Source organism: Streptacidiphilus albus JL83 (assembly GCF_000744705.1).
In the GTDB taxonomy this organism is placed as follows: domain Bacteria; phylum Actinomycetota; class Actinomycetes; order Streptomycetales; family Streptomycetaceae; genus Streptacidiphilus; species Streptacidiphilus albus.
Map to the genome: position 1 here is coordinate 2,314,507 of NZ_JQML01000001.1, position 17,194 is coordinate 2,331,700.

At 73.0% G+C, this 17,194-nt stretch carries 13 protein-coding genes; 6 read left to right on the forward strand and 7 right to left on the reverse strand.

The window, feature by feature from the left end:
• Window positions 1–108 precede the first annotated feature (108 nt).
• Window positions 109–1,707, forward strand: a complete 1,599-nt coding sequence (locus BS75_RS10055; RefSeq protein ID WP_034092748.1) for an FAD-dependent oxidoreductase — start codon at window positions 109–111, stop codon at window positions 1,705–1,707.
• On the opposite strand, the gene BS75_RS10060 is transcribed toward BS75_RS10055, so the two are convergent.
• Together BS75_RS10060 and BS75_RS10065 are read right to left on the reverse strand one after the other, a co-directional pair.
• The gene (locus BS75_RS10060; RefSeq protein ID WP_081982222.1) at window positions 1,662–4,514 is read right to left on the reverse strand and encodes a molybdopterin-dependent oxidoreductase; all 2,853 of its coding nucleotides are present in this window, start codon (window positions 4,512–4,514) and stop codon (window positions 1,662–1,664) included. The genes BS75_RS10055 and BS75_RS10060 overlap by 46 nt on opposite strands.
• Window positions 4,511–5,335 carry an FAD binding domain-containing protein gene (locus BS75_RS10065; protein ID WP_034087975.1) on the reverse strand — a complete coding sequence of 275 codons (825 nt, stop codon included), beginning with the start codon at window positions 5,333–5,335 and terminating at the stop codon, window positions 4,511–4,513. The genes BS75_RS10060 and BS75_RS10065 overlap by 4 nt, the downstream gene beginning before the upstream one ends.
• Before the next feature lie 247 nt (window positions 5,336–5,582).
• Between BS75_RS10065 and BS75_RS10070 the strand changes: the two genes are divergently transcribed.
• The 4 genes from BS75_RS10070 (at window position 5,583) to BS75_RS10085 (ending at window position 10,554) form a co-directional block, all read left to right on the forward strand.
• Entirely contained in the window at window positions 5,583–7,124 is a 1,542-nt protein-coding gene (locus tag BS75_RS10070) for a PucR family transcriptional regulator (protein ID WP_034087976.1), read from the forward strand.
• A gap of 230 nt (window positions 7,125–7,354) precedes the next feature.
• Entirely contained in the window at window positions 7,355–8,386 is a 1,032-nt protein-coding gene (tdh, locus tag BS75_RS10075; protein WP_034087977.1) for an L-threonine 3-dehydrogenase, read from the forward strand.
• 49 nt (window positions 8,387–8,435) lie between these two features.
• Window positions 8,436–9,629, forward strand: a complete 1,194-nt coding sequence (locus BS75_RS10080) for a glycine C-acetyltransferase (protein ID WP_034087978.1) — start codon at window positions 8,436–8,438, stop codon at window positions 9,627–9,629.
• Between the two features lie 4 nt (window positions 9,630–9,633).
• A complete protein-coding gene (locus BS75_RS10085) occupies window positions 9,634–10,554 on the forward strand; it encodes a LysR family transcriptional regulator (protein ID WP_034087979.1) in 921 nt (306 codons plus the stop codon).
• A 102-nt stretch (window positions 10,555–10,656) separates the two neighbouring features.
• Here the strand turns inward: BS75_RS10085 and BS75_RS10090 are convergent, their stop codons facing one another.
• From BS75_RS10090 to BS75_RS10110, 5 genes are all read right to left on the reverse strand, one after another.
• The gene (locus BS75_RS10090) at window positions 10,657–10,995 is read right to left on the reverse strand and encodes a P-II family nitrogen regulator (RefSeq protein WP_034087980.1); all 339 of its coding nucleotides are present in this window, start codon (window positions 10,993–10,995) and stop codon (window positions 10,657–10,659) included.
• A gap of 189 nt (window positions 10,996–11,184) precedes the next feature.
• Window positions 11,185–12,561, reverse strand: a complete 1,377-nt coding sequence (locus BS75_RS10095; RefSeq protein WP_042439617.1) for a macro domain-containing protein — start codon at window positions 12,559–12,561, stop codon at window positions 11,185–11,187.
• A gap of 170 nt (window positions 12,562–12,731) precedes the next feature.
• On the reverse strand, window positions 12,732–13,439 hold the full coding sequence (locus BS75_RS10100; protein ID WP_034087981.1) for a TIR domain-containing protein: 708 nt from the start codon (window positions 13,437–13,439) through the stop codon (window positions 12,732–12,734).
• A 5-nt stretch (window positions 13,440–13,444) separates the two neighbouring features.
• Window positions 13,445–14,947 (reverse strand): hypothetical protein, encoded by a 1,503-nt coding sequence (locus BS75_RS10105; RefSeq protein ID WP_034087982.1) that lies wholly within the window; start codon window positions 14,945–14,947, stop codon window positions 13,445–13,447.
• Window positions 14,948–15,041: 94 nt separating this feature from the next.
• Window positions 15,042–15,758, reverse strand: coding sequence for a hypothetical protein (locus BS75_RS10110; RefSeq protein WP_052069313.1), 717 nt, complete (start codon window positions 15,756–15,758; stop codon window positions 15,042–15,044).
• 354 nt (window positions 15,759–16,112) lie between these two features.
• Between BS75_RS10110 and BS75_RS10115 the strand changes: the two genes are divergently transcribed.
• Entirely contained in the window at window positions 16,113–17,189 is a 1,077-nt protein-coding gene (locus BS75_RS10115) for a right-handed parallel beta-helix repeat-containing protein (RefSeq protein ID WP_231607733.1), read from the forward strand.
• The last annotated feature ends 5 nt before the right edge of the window (window positions 17,190–17,194 follow it).

The window sequence follows — 17,194 nt, forward strand, 5'->3', positions numbered from 1 at the left end:
CCTCTGCTCACTGCGCGAACCCCGGGCCACGCCTTGCCCAGGACGGTAGCAGCAGCTAATCTGAATCCAGATTCACTGAATGTTGATTCATTCCACTTGGGGAGCATCGTGCCCGACACCGACACCGAGCAGCGGACCCGCGTACTGATCACCGGAGCCGGTCCCGCCGGACTCGTCCTGGCCTGCGAGTTGGCCAGGCGCGGCGTCGCCCACCGGCTGATCGACAAGGATCCGCGGCACTTCGCCGGGGCCCGCGGCAAGGGGCTGCAGCCGCGTACCCAGGAGGTCTTCGAGGACCTCGGCGTGCTGGACCGGGCGCGCGCCCTCGGCGGCCCCTACCCCGCCATCCGCGCCCACCGGGGCGACCAGGTGGTCTGGGAGGGGCGGATGGACGAGGAGCGCGAGCCCACCCCCGACGTCCCGTACCCCAACGCCTGGATGCTGCCGCAGTGGCGCACCGGCGAGATCCTGCGCGAACGCCTGGCCGAGCTGGGCTCCGCCGTGGAGCTGGGCACCGAGCTGCTCTCCTTCACCCAGGACGCCGACGGTGTGACCGCCGTGGTCCGACGGGACGGGCAGGAACAGCGGATCCGCGCCGACTACCTGGTCGGCGCCGACGGCGGGCACAGCACCGTCCGCCGGGCCCTGGGCGTCGGCTTCGCCGGGGAGACCCGGGAGGAGCAGCGCATGGTCATCGCCGACGTCCGCGCCGAGGGCGTCGACGCCGACCGCGAGTTCTGGCACGTCTGGCCCAGGGAGGACCCGGGCCTGGCGATGTTCCCGCTGGCACTGTGCCCGCTCGCCGGAACGGACGCCTTCCAGCTGATGCGGCCCGTGCTCGCCGGCGAGCAGGCGCCCGAGCCGACCCTCCCCGAGCTGCAGCGGGTCCTGGACGAGGCGGCCGGCCCGGGGCGCGTCCGGCTGACCGAGGTGCTCTGGTCCTCGCTGTTCCGCGCCAACATCCGGATGGCGGAGCGCTTCCGGGTCGGCCGGGTGTTCCTCGCCGGGGACGCCGCCCACATCCACTCCCCGGCCGGCGGGCAGGGGTTGAACACCAGCGTCCAGGACGCCTACAACCTCGGCTGGAAGCTGGCCGCCGTCACCGCCGGCGCACCCGCGGGGCTGCTCGACAGCTACGAGGAGGAGCGGCTGCCGGTCGCCGCCGGCGTCCTGGGGATCAGCACCAGGCTGCACGACAAGGGCGTCGCCGGCGACGCCGACGCGCACCGCCGCGACGACCCCGAGCTGCACCAGCTCGGCCACGGCTACCGCGACAGCCCGCTGAGCCGCGAGGAGCGCTCGGCCGTCGGCGCCGTCCGCGCGGGCGACCGTGCGCCCGACGCCCCCGGCAGCGGCCCGCAGGGCGAACCGGTCCGGCTCTTCGAGCTGTTCGCCGGCCCCCACGCCACCCTGCTCGCCTTCGGCCCGGAGGCCGCGCGCTCGGCCGAAGGGCTGGCCGGTCGCGACGGCCTGCGGACGGTGGCCGTCCTCGCCCCGGACGCCCCCGACGCCGTCCCCGACGACCTGTACGTCTTCACCGACGCCGGGAGCAACGCCCGCGCGGCCTACGGCCCGGACGCCGGGATGCTGCTGATCCGCCCGGACGGCTACCTGGGCCTGGCCCTGGACCCGGGCGCGCGGTCCGCCGACCGGATCCGCGACTACCTCGCCGCGCTGTCCGCGGTCGCCGTGCCGGCCGGGCACTGACCTCGCCCACCGGTGCCCGCCTCCACCTCGCGGACGTCGGCGCGGGCGTCGGCGACGGCACCGGCGCGGGCGTCGGCGCGGTGCTGCTCGATGGCCTGCCAGACGCGGTCGCGGAGGAGCGGGACCTCGGTGAAGCGGACGCCGGTGGCGTCGCGCAGGGCGTTGGCGAAGGCCGGGGCGACCGGGTTGAAGGGGCTCTCGCTCATCGACTTGGCGCCCAGCGGCCCGATGGCGTCGGAGGTCTCCGTGAAGTGGACCTCGGTGCGCGGGACGTCGGCGTAGGCGGGCAGCCGGTAGCGGCGGAAGGCGGCGGTGGTCACTCGGCCGCCCTCGTCCACGAGCACCTGCTCGAAGAGGGTCGCACCGAGCGCCTGGGCGACTCCGCCCTCGACCTGGCCGCGGCACTGCAGCGGGTTCATCACCTTGCCGGCGTCGGCCGCATGGACGCTGCGCAGGATCCTGATCTCCCCGGTGTCCGGGTCGACCGCGAGCCGGAACCACTGGGCGTTGAAGGCCACCGAGCGCGGGGTGCCGCCCCAGTGCCCGTCCGCCGTGAGGGCCACCTCCTGGCCGCGCGCGGCCTCGAAGAGCTCCTTGAGCGACACCGACCGGCCCTCGCACTCGACCGAGTCGGCCGTCAGCCGGCACAGGCTGCGCGACACCCTGAGATGTTCGGCGGCGAAGCTGACGATCTGTTCGGCCAGGGCGTTGGCGGCCTTCGTCACGGCCTTGCCCGCCACCACCGTCCCGGCCGAGGCGAAGGCCCCGGTGTCGTGCCTGACCACGTCGGTGTCGGACTGCCGGATGGCGATCCGGTCGACCGTGGTGCCCAGGGCCCCGGCGGTGATCTGCTTGTGGACGGTGGTGGTGCCGTTGCCGAACTCCGCCGTGCCGACCGCGATGTCGTAGCTGCCGTCCTCCAGCAGCTTGACCGTGGCGTCGGCGAAGTGTCCGCCGGGCGGTCCGGTGGCGATCATCGACATGGCGGTGCCCTGTCCGACCAGCCAGCCCTCCGGCGCGTCGGCGGCGCTGCGGTCCTCGGCGATGGCGTTGCGGACCACCTGGAGGCACTGGTCCAGGCCGTAGCTGGCGATGTGCAGGTCCTCCTCCTCGCCCCCCGGGCTGACCATCCGGTCGCCGGGGCCGATGATGTTGCGCTCCCGGAAGACCAGCGGATCGATGCCGAGGCGGCGGGCCAGCTCGTCCATCGCGGACTCGACGGCGAAGGTCACCTGCCCCAGCCCGTAGCCGCGGAACGCCCCGGCCGGCACGCAGTTGGTGTAGACGGAGTAGGCGTCGACCTGCTTGTGCGGCGCCCGGTAGACGGCCATCGACTCGCCCACGCTGTGGAACATCACCGCCGGGCCGTGGTTGCCGTAGGCGCCGGTGTTGGCGACCACCCGGAGCCGGAGCGCGGTCAGCGTGCCGTCCGCCGTCGCGCCCGCCTTCAGACCGATGGTGAAGGGGTGCCTGGTGGTGGCGCCGAAGAACTGCTCGGCCCGGGTGAACTCCAGCTTCACCGGCCGTTTCAGCCGCAGCGCGGCCAGCACCACGACGTCCTCGACCAGCATCTCCTGCTTCCCGCCGAACCCGCCGCCGACCCGCCCGGCCACCACCCGCAGCCGCTCCGGCGGCAGGTCGTACAGCGCGCAGAGGGCACGTCTGGTCAGGAACGGGACCTGGGTGCTGGAACGGACCACGATCCGCTCCCGGCCGTCCTCCTCGCTCTCCTCGAAGTAGGCGACCGCGCCGTGCGTCTCCAGGCTGGCGTGCTGCACCCGCTGGGTGCGGAAGGTCTCCTCGTAGACGATGTCCGCCTCCGCGAAGCCCTGCTCGACGCTGCCGATCTCGCCGTGCACCTCGCCGACCACGTTGTTCTGCGGCCGGGCGATGCGGGACTCGGGGCCCTTGGGGTGGATCACCGGGGCGCCGGGCGCCATCGCCAGCTCCGGGTCGATGACGAAGGGCAGTTCCTCGTACTGCACCACGATCCGGCGGCAGCCCTCCTCGGCGGCCTGCTCGGAGTCGGCGACCACCGCCGCCACTCGCTGCCCGACGAAGCGGACCACGTCGTCCAGCACCCGGGTGTCGTCCGGGTCCTCGGTCGGGTGCTCGTGCCGGGCCGAGGAGTAGAGCCGCTCGGGGGCGTCGTGGTGGGTCAGCACCAGGTGCACGCCGGGCACCCGCAGGGCGGCGGCGGTGTCGATGGAGACGATCCGGGCGTGCGGGTGCGGCGAGCGCAGCAGTTTCATCTGCAGCAGCCCCTCGACCTCGATGTCGAAGGTGTAGCGCGCGGTCCCGGTGACCACCTGCGGCCCGGCCGGCGCGCCCAGGCTGCGGCCGACCGCCTGCCCGGCGGCGGGCTCCTCGGTGTGCTTGACCCCGCGCACGGCGTCCTCGATCGCCCGGTAGCCGGTGCAGCGGCACAGGTTGCCCTTGAGCGCCCGGGGCAGGTCGGTCAGCTGCTCGGCGTTCAGCGCCGAGGCGGTCATCAGGAACCCGGCGGTGCAGAAGCCGCACTGGAAGCCCTGGGCGTCCAGGAACTGACGCTGCATCGGATGCAGCTCGCCGTTCCGGGCCAGGCCCTCGACGGTCCGCACCGACCGGCCCTCGGCCCGCACCGCCGGGTAGAGGCAGCTGTGCACCGGCTCGCCGTCGACCTGCACCGTGCAGGCGCCGCAGTCCCCGGCGTCGCAGCCCTTCTTCACCCCGAACCAGCCGCGCTCGCGCAGATAGGTGCGCAGGCACTGGCCCGGGCGGGGCTCGGCGTCGAAGGCCTCGCCGTTGACGCGGATCTCGAAGCTCATCGTCCGGCTCCTTCGGTCAGTTCGCGGCGGATCTCCTCGGCGAGGCGGAAGGTCAGGTGCCGCCGCCAGGCCGGAAGCCCGTGGATGTCGTCGAAGTACTCCCCCGGCGCGACCGCGTCCTCGATCGCCTCGCGCAGCGCCGCCGCGTTGGGCGCGGGCGGGAGGCGGAGCTGCACCGGCCGCACGGTCGAGGCGGTGACGGTCACCGCGAACGTCCCGTCCAGCGGGTCCAGCGTCCCGATGACCAGGGCGCCGGAGCGGCCCAGACCGTACAGCGACGCCTGCCGGAACGCCGTGCGCCGGGCCAGCGCCCGCGCGGGCAGCGTCACCGAGCGCAGCAGCTCGCCGGCGTCCAGGACGTTGCGGCCGGCGCCGGTGACGAAGTCCGCCACCGGGACCTCGCGCACCGCCCCGGACTGGGAGAGCAGTCGGCAGACCCCGCCGAGGGCGGCCGTGAGGGAGATCATCGGCCCGGCCGGCAGCGAGTTGCAGAGGTTGCCGCCGAGGGTGGCCATGTTCCAGATCTTCCACGAGGCCAGAAAGGCCCGGCAGCACTGTTCGAACAGCGGCCCGGCCGGCCACCACGACGGCTTGGGGAAGCGGGAGAGCTGGGCGATCGTACAGGTGGCGGCGATCTCCAGGTCCCCCTCGGCGGTCACCCGCAGCGGCTCCCAGCCGGTCCGGCTCAGGTCGATCAGCCGGCGGAGGTGCGGCTGCGGCTCGGAGAACAGGTAGGTGCCCCCGCCCAGCCAGGCGTCACCCGGCCGCCAGCCGTCGCGCCGGCGGGCGTCCCGCACCTCCAGCACCGTGTTCAGATCCATCTGGCCCCTGCCTCGTTCGTTCTCCGCCCGGGGCGCTCGGGTTCCGCCCCGGCTCGATTGAAACAGCGGTGCGACGCGGCGGGCCATTGGCGATGGGCACCACGTCCGAGCTGCCGGACTGGTTGATCAAACAAGAGGTGTACCGCCCACATCGGCCTGCACCTACGATGCTCTGACGCATCTCGTCCTCGCATCTGCGGCTGGACCCCTCGACGGACCCCCTGATGCGGAGCACAAGGAGCACGGCATGATCGTCGGAGATCTACTCACCCTGGAGGACCTGCGGCTGGGCCTGGCCTGGGGCACGCCCGAGCTGCTGGACCGGCGGGTGACCGGGGTGACCTCCACCGACCTGCAGGACCCGGCCCGCTATCTGCAGCCCGGCGAGCTGGTGCTCAGCGGCCTGGTCTGGTGGCAGCCCGACGCCGAGGACGAGACCGGACGGACGGACGCCGCGATGCGCTTCGCGACCTCGCTGCACAGTGCGGGGGTGGCGGCGCTCCTCGGCGGCGAGGGCACCCACGGCTCGGTCCCGGCCAGCCTGGTCGACGCCTGCCGCACCCACCGCATCCCACTGCTGACCGTCCCGGCCGGCACCAGTTTCCGAGCCGTCACCGACCGGATCTACCTCCGGCTGTGGGGCGACCTGAGGAAGTCCTCGCCGCAGGCGGCGGCGCTGCCGGAGACGGTACGGCGGGAGCTGGCGACGATGCTGGGCGCGGGCGCCCCGCTCGCCGAGGTGCTGACGCTGGCCGTGGCCCGCCTCGGGCTGCCGGAGTGCTCGGTGCTCTCCGCGGGCGGACGGACGATCGCCGCCTCGGGCAACGGCGAAGGCGGCGGCGAGAGCGCCGGCCATGGCGACGCTGTCGGCGACGGCGCGGTCAACCTCCCGCCGCACCGGCCCCTCCCCCCGCAGGCGATCCGGCTCGGCCCCGCAGGCGGATCGCCCTTCCACGCGCGCTACCTGGTCCCCGGCACCCACCCGATGATGCCCGGCCTCGCCGAACTCCTGGTCCCGGTGGTCGCGTCCGCGCGGTCGACGGCCGCCGAGCGGCGCAACGCGGCGGCGCGGCTGCTGGCCCTGCTGGGCGCCGCGCGGGAGGCCGACCGCAGCGACCTGGCCGACGCGGTCGGGAGCTGCGGCCTGCCGCCGGGCGTGCCGTTGACGGCGGTGACCGCCCGGATCGACCGGGCACCGACCGCCTGGGCGCTGGACGCGCTCACCGAGGCCCTGCACAGCATCGACGCCGTCTTCGCCGCCGGCCCCGACCAGCACGGGGAGGCCACCGCCCTGGTGGTCGGACCCGTCGACCGGCTGCGCACCCTGCCCCCGGTGCTGCAGCGGCAGTTGACCGCCAGTCAGCGGCTGCGCCTCGGCATCGGTCCGGCCGTCGGGCAGACCACGCCCGCGCTGCGGGCGGCCCTGGTGCGGGCCCGCTACGCGCTGGCGGCAGCGGACCCGGTCGGCCACGCGGACGACCTGGACTCGCTCGCCGAGCTGCTCCGGGGCGTCCCGGCCGAGGTGGCCGCCGCCTTCCGGCAGCGGATCCTGGACCCGCTCACCCGACACGACCAGGAGAACGGCGTCTCGCTGCTGGACACCCTGTCCGTGTTCCTGGACTGCGACTGCTCCTGGGCCAGGACGGCGAGGGCGCTGCACATCCACGTCAACACCGTCCACTACCGGATCCGCCGGATCGAGACCCTCACCGGCCGCGACCTGTCCCGGCTGGCGGACCAGTGCGACCTGCGCACCGCGCTGCTCTGCCGACCGCTGCCCGACTGCTGACGACCGGCCGCGCCGACGGTGCCTCAGCCGCCGTCCAGGTCGTGACGGGCCGCATCCGGACGGCCGGTCCGGCGGCGGCCGGTGCACCACTTCGGTCCGCTTCCCGCGCGCCTCCCGATCGTGAAGCTCTGCTGTTGCCAGAGTGAAGAAAACCTCGATGGACTTAACAGTCCGGGCCGGGCAGATTGCTGTGTGCCCCGCCCCGCCCCACCGTGCACAGGAGCCGCCGCGTGAAAGCACTCGTGAAGGACAAGGCCGAGCCCGGCCTCTGGCTGCAGGACGTGCCGGAGCCCGAGACCGGCCCCGGCGATGTCCTGATCAAGGTGCTCCGCACCGGCATCTGCGGCACCGACCTGCACATCCGGGCCTGGGACGGCTGGGCGCAGCAGGCCGTGGCCACGCCGCTGACGATCGGTCACGAGTTCGTCGGCGAGGTCGCCACCGTCGGCCGCGACGTGGCCGACGTCAAGGTCGGCGACCTGGTCAGCGGCGAGGGCCACCTGGTCTGCGGGAAGTGCCGCAACTGCCTGGCCGGGCGCCGCCACCTGTGCCGCGCGACGGTCGGCCTGGGCGTGGGCCGGGACGGCGCCTTCGCCGAGTACGTGGCGCTGCCGGCGTCGAACGTCTGGGTGCACCGCACGCCGGTCGACCTCGACATCGCCGCCGTGTTCGATCCCTTCGGCAACGCCGTGCACACCGCGCTCTCCTTCCCCCTGGTCGGCGAGGACGTGCTGATCACCGGTGCGGGCCCGATCGGGATCATGGCCGCCGCCGTGGCCAGGCACGCCGGCGCCCGCAAGGTGATGATCACCGACGTCAGCGAGGACCGGCTGGAGCTGGCCCGCAAGGTCGGCGTCAGCCTGGCGCTGAACGTCGCGGAGCACTCCATCGCCGAGGGCCAGGCGCTGCTGGGTCTGCGCGAGGGCTTCGACGTCGGCCTGGAGATGTCGGGGCGTCCCGAGGCCATGCAGGACATGATCGCCAACATGACCCACGGCGGGAAGATCGCCGTGCTGGGCCTGCCGACGGCGCCGTTCCCGGTCGACTTCGCCAGGATCGTCACCTCGATGATCACCATCAAGGGCATCTACGGCCGGGAGATGTTCGAGACCTGGTACGCCATGTCCGTGCTGCTGGAGGCCGGTCTCGACCTCAGCCCGGTGATCACCGGACGCTACGACTTCCGGGACTTCGGAGCGGCCTTCGACGAGGCGGCCGGCGGACGCTGCGGAAAGATCGTCCTCGACTGGACCAGCGCCTGACCCGCGCGCCCTTCCCGAACGCACCAGCCCCGAAGAGGAGAGCCTGACCATGTTCGACACGGTCCGTGACGACATCCGCGCCACCCTGGACGAGATCCGCGAGGCGGGCCTGCACAAGCCCGAGCGGGTCATCGGCACCCCGCAGTCCGCCTCCGTCGCCGTCACCTCCGGCGGCCGTCCGGGCGAGGTGCTGAACTTCTGCGCCAACAACTACCTCGGCCTGGCCGACCACCCCGAGGTGGTCGCCGCCGCCAAGGAGGCGCTGGACCGCTGGGGCTACGGCATGGCCTCGGTCCGCTTCATCTGCGGCACCCAGGAGGTGCACAAGCAGCTGGAGGCGCGGCTGTCGCAGTTCCTCGGCACCGAGGACACCATCCTCTACAGCTCCTGCTTCGACGCCAACGGCGGCGTCTTCGAGACCCTGCTGGACGAGCGCGACGCGGTCATCTCCGACGCGCTCAACCACGCCAGCATCATCGACGGCATCCGGCTCTCCAAGGCCCGCCGCCACCGCTACGCCAACCGCGACATGGCGGACCTGGAGCAGCAGCTGAAGGACACCGCCGACGCCCGCCGACGGCTGATCGTCACCGACGGCGTCTTCTCCATGGACGGCTACGTCGCCCCGCTGCGGGAGATCTGCGACCTGGCCGACCGCTACGACGCCATGGTCATGGTCGACGACTCGCACGCGGTCGGCTTCGTCGGCCCCGGCGGCCGGGGCACGCCCGAGCTGCACGGGGTGATGGACCGGGTCGACATCGTCACCGGCACCCTGGGCAAGGCGCTCGGCGGCGCCTCCGGCGGCTACGTCGCCGCCCGTGCCGAGATCGTGGCGCTGCTGCGGCAGCGCTCGCGTCCGTACCTGTTCTCCAACTCGCTGGCGCCGGTGATCGCCGCCGCCTCGCTGAAGGTGCTGGACCTGCTGGAGCAGTCCGAGGGCCTGCGGCAGCAGCTGCGGGACAACACCGCGCTGTTCCGCTCACGGATGGCCGAGGCCGGCTTCGAGATCCTGCCGGGCGACCACGCCATCGCCCCGGTGATGATCGGTGACGCCGCGGAGGCCGGACGGATGGCCGAGCTGCTGCTGGAGCAGGGCGTCTACGTGATCGGCTTCTCCTACCCGGTGGTCCCGCTCGGCAAGGCCCGGATCCGGGTGCAGCTCTCGGCCGCCCACAGCACCGCCGACGTCGAGCGGGCCGTGCAGGCGTTCATCACCGCCAGGGCCGCCCTGGCAGGATGAGAGGGTGATCGATTCCAGACGGCTGCGCACGCTGCGGGCCGTGGCGGACCACCGGACGGTGACCGCCGCGGCGGCCGTGCTGTACCTCACGCCCTCCGCCGTGTCCCAGCAGCTGGCCGCGCTGGAACAGGAGACCGGCCACCGGCTGCTCCAGCGGGACGGGCGCGGGGTGCGGCTCACCCCCGCCGGCGAGATCCTGCTGGTCCACGCGGACGCGGTGCTGGCCCAGCTGGAGCGGGCCGAGGCCGAGCTCGCCGCGTACTCCTCGGGGGCGGCGGGCGAGGTCACCGTCGCCTCCTTCGCCACCGGCATCGCCCTGGTGCTGGCCCCGGCCCTGGTCGCACTGGCCGGGACCGCGCCGGGCATCCGGGTCCGGGTGCTGGACGCCGAGGGCGACGAGAGCCTGCCGATGGTGCTGGAGGGCCGGGCCGACCTCGCGGTCGCGGTCGAGTACCGGGGCGCGCCGCGCGACGACGAGCAACGGCTGGTCCGGGTCCCGCTCTACGCCGAGCCCTTCGACGCGGTGCTGCCTCCAGGGCATCCGCTCGCTGCCGGGGCCCGGGTGCCGATGGCGGCGCTGGCCGAGGAGCCGTGGATCGGCCCCTACCCCGGCAACCCCTGCCACGACGTGGTCGTGCTGGCCTGCGAGCACGCCGGTTTCCAGCCCCGGCTGCGGCACTCCTCGGACGACTTCCGGGCCGTGGTCGCGCTGGCCGGGGCCGGGGCCGGAGTCGCCCTGGTGCCGCGCTCGGCCCTGCGCGACCTGGACCTCTCGCAGGTCGCGGTGCGGCCGGTGGACGGCGTCCCGGCGATCCGCCGGGTCTTCGCCGCGGTGCGGCGCGGCGCGGAGGGGAACCCGCTGCTGCGCCCGGTCCTGGACGCCCTGCGCACCGCCGCCGACGGCTCCAGCTCCACGCCCGACTGACCGACTGACCGGCGACCGGCGACCGGCGACCGGCGACCGGCGACCGGCGACCGGCACAGCGGAGCACGGGACAGGCCGCGCCGGATCGGGCCGCGGGCCCGCTCAGACCGCGGCCGGGCCCTGCTCGCCGGTGCGCACCCGGACCACGGTCTCGACCGGCACCGACCAGACCTTGCCGTCGCCGACCTTCCCGGTGCGGGCCGCCGCCACGATCGCCTCCAGCACCGCCTCCGCCTCGGCGTCCTCGACCAGGACCTCGATCCGGACCTTGGCCACCAGGTCGACCTGGTACTCGGCGCCCCGGTAGACCTCGGTGTGCCCGCGCTGGCGGCCGTAGCCGCTGGCCTCGGTCACCGTGAGCCCGCGCACGCCGACCTCGTTCAGGGCGGTCTTCACCGAGTCCAGACGGAACGGCTTGATGACGGCGGTGATCAGCTTCATGACGCGTGGTCTCGTTCCGGTGGGCCGCGGGCCCGGTGGGTGGGCCCTGGTGGATGACGCCGTGATCGTATGCGGTCTCCGCGGCGCCGGTGGCATCGGGCGGATGCATTCCTCTGAAGGGCGAGCACTACCGGGCGCCGGACGTCGCGGCGGTGCTGCGCCGGCAGACGGAAGGGGACTGAGCGGCCGTCAGCCCTGGGGGCCGCCCACCGCGCTCCGGCCCCGGTCCAGCAGCTGGAGGTACCGCTCGACCGCCGACAGGTCGGTCTTCGCCAGCTCGGCCGGACGGATGACGATGCGCAGCTCCGGCGCCACCGGCGGACCGCTGCGGCAGCTGCGGGCGAAGGTCTCGATGATCAGGGCCATCAGCTGCGAGCGGTCCAGGTCGACGATCCGGGCCAGCCCGGAGCCGACCAGTGGGATCGCCACCGGCTTGAACAGCCCGTGCCGGGCCACCGACCGCCACAGCTCCTCCAGGCTCGCCCGCAGGTCGGCCGGGCCCGAGCGGGCGACCAGGTCGTTGCCCAGCCGCGAGTACGCGGTCGCGAAGACCCGGCGCCCGCCGATCGGGAGCGGGACGGTGGTGCCGATCGGGTAGCGGGTGCGCCGGCCGCGCGGCTTGTCCTGCACCCGCTCGGTGCCGACCGGGGTGAACCCCTTGAGGCCCAGCCGCAGCTTCTCGTCCAGCAGTTGTGGCCGCCCGCCGAAGAACCGGTCGACCAGCTGGCCCTGGACGCTCTCGCTGCTGATCACGTAGTCCTGGTCGGTGGAGGTGTCGAAGGTGTCGGTGAAGCCGACCACCAGGTTGGCGTCCGACTGGTCGAAGAGGTCGCCCCGGCACACCACCACGTCGGCGTGGAGACCGGGCACCGAGTGCCGGAGCAGTTCGTCGCCGTGCCGCTCGCGGAGCCGGGCCCGCAGGGCGCCGAGGACGTCGGCGGCGGCCGGGTCGTCGGGCCGCTCCTCGGCCATCCGTTCGGCCACCGGCAGCGCCAGGTCGTGCCGCCCCAGCTTCATCTGATTGTGGATCAGCTCCTGGCGGGCGGTCTCCTGCAGTTGGCTCAATCGCCGGGTCAGCACCACGGAGTAGCTCTCGCCGCTGACTTCGAGCAGCGGCCGCCCGCGCACCAGGGCGAGCGCCGTCGCCAGCTTCCGCACCGCCGAGGCCGGGGTCGCGTAGAGGGCGGAGTTGATCAGTTCGGTGAATTCGGCCGCATCCAGCTCCCCCGGCCTTAACAGCAGTCGGTACGCGGTCTCCGGGCCGCCGGCGGTGAGCAGTTGCTCGGTGCGCAGCATCCGGGCGCCCTCGCCGGTCTGTTCGGGGTCGAGCGCGCGGCGCAGTTCCAGCACCCGCTTCTGCACCTCGTTCCGGCTGCGCTGCGCCTGGTGCGGCAGCTCGGTGACCAACCCCCAGACCTCCCGCCGGAGTTGGCGAACCGGCACGGCCTCGCCCTCGGCCGCCACCAACCGCACCAGCAGCCGGGTGGTCAGCGGGGTGAGCCGTACCGGGACGTCGTCGACCTCCAGCGTGACCGGCCCCAGAACGCTCACCCGTATGCGCGCCATGCGGACCTCCATACGCTTCGCCCCCCGCGTCGAGTGATCTCGGAAGCGGTGTCGGTCAGCGTATCAAGGCAGCTTGGAGGGGTGTTGTCACTTTCTGCTGTTCATGCCTGACAGGTTCGGCCCGAGTCCGGCGGGCGGTCGGACCGGCCCCCGGCGCACCGGCGGGCGGCTCACGGCCGGCCGGGGCGGCGGCCGTAGGCGGCGAGGTGCCGGAAGGGCCAGGTCTGCCGCCAGTCCGAGCCGGTGTCGTTGACCTGGCAGCCGGCCCGCTTCAACCGCTCCACGACCTTGCCGATGGCGGTCTCCGAACCGTCGAACTGGATCACGTTCCGGCCCGCGATGTCGCTGGCCGGGCGCAGCGTCCCGAACTCGACGATGAGGGTGCGCTCCGGGTAGGCCATCAGCACCATGCCCAGCTCGATCAGCACGTTCGGCCGGGCCTGGCCGGTCGCCCGGGTCTCGTGCACGGGCTCCTCCTCGCGGTGCAGCGAGGGGTGCAGCCGGGCCTCGTCGTCCGGAGTCAGCAGCACCAGCGCGGCCTGCGCGAAGTGCGGCGCCCGGGCGACGACCTCGCCGATGAACGGCGACGCCTGGCCGGTCGCCCCGACCAGGTCCTCCCACTCCAGCGGACGCAGGTCCAGCCGGCGCAGCAGCTCGAACACCTCCCGCCGCACCTGCTCGTCGCGTCCGTGGACGACGAAGACGTTCCGGGAGCGGTCGGCCGGGGACTCCGGGGCGGCGGCCCCCGACTTCCTGGAGCGGTCCGGGAAGCCCACCGTCATCGGCGAGCGGTCGCCCTGGGTCTGCTGTCCCTGGTTGTCGTAACTGACGTTGCCGGTACCGAAGTTGCTCTTGTCACCGAAGCGGGGTCCGGTCATCGCTGCTACTCCTTGCCGATGGATGAGTTGTCGCCCTGGGTCAGCTGGCCCTGGTTGTCGTAACTGACGTTGCCGCTGCCGAAGCTGGCCTTGTCCCCGATGGTCTGGTTGAGGATGTTGGTCTGGTGGGCGTTGTGCTCGTGGAGGTCGACGTTGTTCTCGGCCAGGAAGGTCCCGATGATCTGCAGCAGCCGGCGCTGGACGATCTGCATGTACTTGGTCCGGTCGGCCGCCTGGAAGAACAGCGAGAGGTCGTCGCTCATCGCCATCTCCCGGACGCTGGTGAGCGCGCCGGTATTGACCGCCCTGACCGCGTAGCGGTCCAGGCCGAACTGGCTGGTCTCCTCCTGCCGCAGCTTCCGGCCGCGGGACCGTCTGCGGGGCACCAGCCGGAGGAGCAGCCTGCCCAGCGCCCGGAAGGCGACGCCCGGTGCGCCCTTGAGCACGTGCCAGGCCACCCGCCGCATCAGCGGTCCGTCGACGGTGGCCGGCAGCAGGTCGACCAGGTGGAAGCTCTCGATGATCGGCGTCAGCACATAGGTGTAGAACTCGGTGTGCAGGGTGTCGCCCTGGCGGTCGAACCGGACGAACATCGAGGTGACCAGCTCCTGGTCCCAGGAGCCGACCCGGACGCACAGGTAGTCGCGCTCCTTCTCCCGGTTCTGCTCCGGCCGGGCGGCGGTGTCGGTGCCGGACGACGCACCCCCCGATGCGCCGTCCGGCACCTGGTTGGCAGTGCGGTAGGTCTGCCGCTCGATGGTGAGTCCCTGGATCTGCTCGCCCTCGACGGCCTCGTCACGCAGCTGCCTGGTCATGTGGTCGGTGACGTACGCCGTGATGTCGGCGACCGTGAACGGCTTCACCTGCTTGCGCTCCAGCGCGCCCTCCGGCTCGGACGGGTCGGGTACCGGCCGGGAGATCCGCTTCTCCAGGACGTTGACCGGGGCGCCGATCAGCAGTTCGGTGTTGGCCCAGCCGTCGACACCCACGCCGGCCCCCACGAACGGGGTGTAGTCGCCGAAGAGGACCATGTTCTCGTCGGCGGTCTGCTGCCGGTGGATCTTCGCGACCAGCTCCGCGGTGAGCCGCGAGGTGTCCGGGTAGTCGCCGTCGAAGCCGCCGGCGCCCCGCTGCGGCCGGAGCCGGGTCACCAGGGCCTGGAGCGTGGCGATCCGCCGCAGGTAGGCGGCGCCCCAGAGCAGCCAGAGGAAGAGCAGCACGCCGATGGACGGGTCCAGCAGCCCGGCGTACATCAGCACCAGCAGCACGACGGCGCCGCCGGCCACGATCGACGCCTGGGTGCGGCGCAGCCGCTCCGCAGCGAGGGCGTGCGCCAGCACGGGGACCGCGTCATAGCCGTAGGACGGCGCCACCACCCGGAAGCGGTTGGTCAGCAGCTCTCTGATGACGGACTTGCGGTAGCCGGGGTCCAGGTAGGTGCCGGCGCAGAGCAGACGGGTGGCCTTGCTGGTCGCGTCGCCCTTCGGGGGGACTGCCGTACTGGTCATGGCGAATCGATTCTCCGCTGAGGGTCGAGGGGGTGGGAGCGGGGGTGGACGGGGCCGTGGGGCGGTGCGGACGCCCGGACGGACCCGGAGCGGTTCAGCCCGTCTGCTGCATCCGGGCGCCGGTGATCACGTTCCCGGCCACGGTGTAGGTGCCGCTGAAGCTCTGCTGGCTGCCGTCCGTCTGGGTGGACACCAGGTCCACGGAGACCACGCCGCCGTCGACCGAGAGGATGGTGACGGCGTCCTGCTCGGTGTCCACGTAACCGGCGACGAAGTTGCTGTAGTCCGAGTCGAGGTTCTTCCCCCCGAGGCTCCAGGCGGTCTCGTAGTCCTGGGAGCTGATCGCGGCGAAGTAGGCGGTGACGGTGGCGGCCGGGCCGGTCTCGGAGGGCGAGGGGGTGGCCGTGTCGGTGTCGGTGGCCGCGTCGGTCACGGGGGCGTAGAGGTCGGTCGGGGTGGCGTAGAGGTCGGTCGGGGTGGCGTACGGGTCGGTCGTCGCGGTCGGGTAGTCCGTCTCCGGTGTGGGGACGGACGTGTCGGTCGGATAGGCCGGGGCGCCGTTGTAGCTGCCGGGGACGGCCCCGGAACCGTTGTCCGTCGCGGACGAGCCGCCCGCCCACGACCAGGGGTGCAGCGCCAGCAGCACGATCAGCAGCAGCGGCACCCCGAGCACTCGCAGCACGTACGTCCGGACCGGTCCCGCTCCCGGGATCAGACCCGGGGCGGGGTAGCGGGCCTGCGTGGCCCGGGGCGCGCGCCGGACCAACAGGGTCTCTTCCGCCGGAGTGGACGACGTCTCGAACTCGTCCATGGGCCACCTCATCCGCTACTGAGAAGTCGATCTGGTTCCCGGTGCGGACCGGCTCGCCGGCCGCGCACCTCAACAGGCCGTCGGAGCGGCCGTCCACCGTGTCTCTGCACCCGCACCGGCCCCGGCAGGGGTTGGGTGACCCGGGTGTGGATTCGATGCCACCAGGTACTCCGCTTCCGCAGCCAGCGCCAGGTGCTTCCGGAGTGCTTCCGATCCGCTTCCGGCCCGCTTCGCCCCCGCCGAGCAGATGGCGCATATGACGGTTTTCCGGTGCCCGGGACGATTCGCTCCCATAAGGTTCGGACGGAGCTCGGACAGGACGCGGTGCCGCTACCAGATCCCGGGATGGCGATCATGCAACGGACGAACCGACGCACGCTGCTCGCGGGGGCGCTGCTGGCACTGCTGCTGACCGTGCTGCTCGCCTACTGCTCGGGCACGGCGGACAGTCCGGTCGGGGTCCCGTTACCCGGCCCGGTCGGCAGCCGCCCGGCCGGAACCTCCCCCGGCAGCCCGTCCCCGAGCCGGACCCCGGCGCACAGCCGACCGGCGTCCCCGGCACCGTCCACCGCCGGCACCCCCGGCTCCGACGCCGCCCGCGGCGGCCCCTGTACCTCCCCCGGCGCCTGCGGCTTCCCCGACGCGGCGGACACCGGCCCGCGCATCCCGCTGACCCCGCACAACGTCGGGTTGCTGGAGATCACCACCAACGGCACCACCATCTCCGGCTGGGACATCACCGGGGCGCTCGACATCTACGCCGACGACGTCACCGTGATCGACAGCCGGATCACCTCCTCCAACTGGTGGGGCATCAACCTCCGGGCCGGCTTCAGCGGACTGCGGGTCCTGCACAGCACCATCACCGGCGTGCCGGACAAGGGCCCGGACAACGGCGGCGAGGACTACGCCATCTCCAACATGGGCGGCAGCTCGATCGAGGTCGGCTGGAACAACATCTCGGTCTTCGGCGACGCGCTGTCCATGGGCCAGGGCGACCTGCACGACAACTACGTGCACGACATCGTCCCCTTCGTGAACCTGGACGGCCAGTACCAGCACACCGACGCGGTGATCAGCGACGGCGGCAACAGCGGCACCCTGACCATCCGCCACAACACCCTGCTCAACGCCACCGACGCCGCCCACGGCGCCTCCGCCAGCATCGGCCTCTACGCCGACACCGGGGACGTCGCCAACTGCGTCGTGGACGACAACTGGCTGGCCGGCGGCGCCTACTCGCTCTACGGCGGCGGCGCCGGGGCCAACGGCATCCGGGTCACCGACAACGTCTTCTCCACCGAGTACTTCCCCGGCGCCGGCGTCTACGGCCCGGTCGCCTACTGGAACGCGGGCGGCCGGGGCAATGTCTGGAGCGGCAACCGGATGTCCGACGGCACCGCGCTCGCTCCCCCTCCCCCGACCGGCTGAACCGC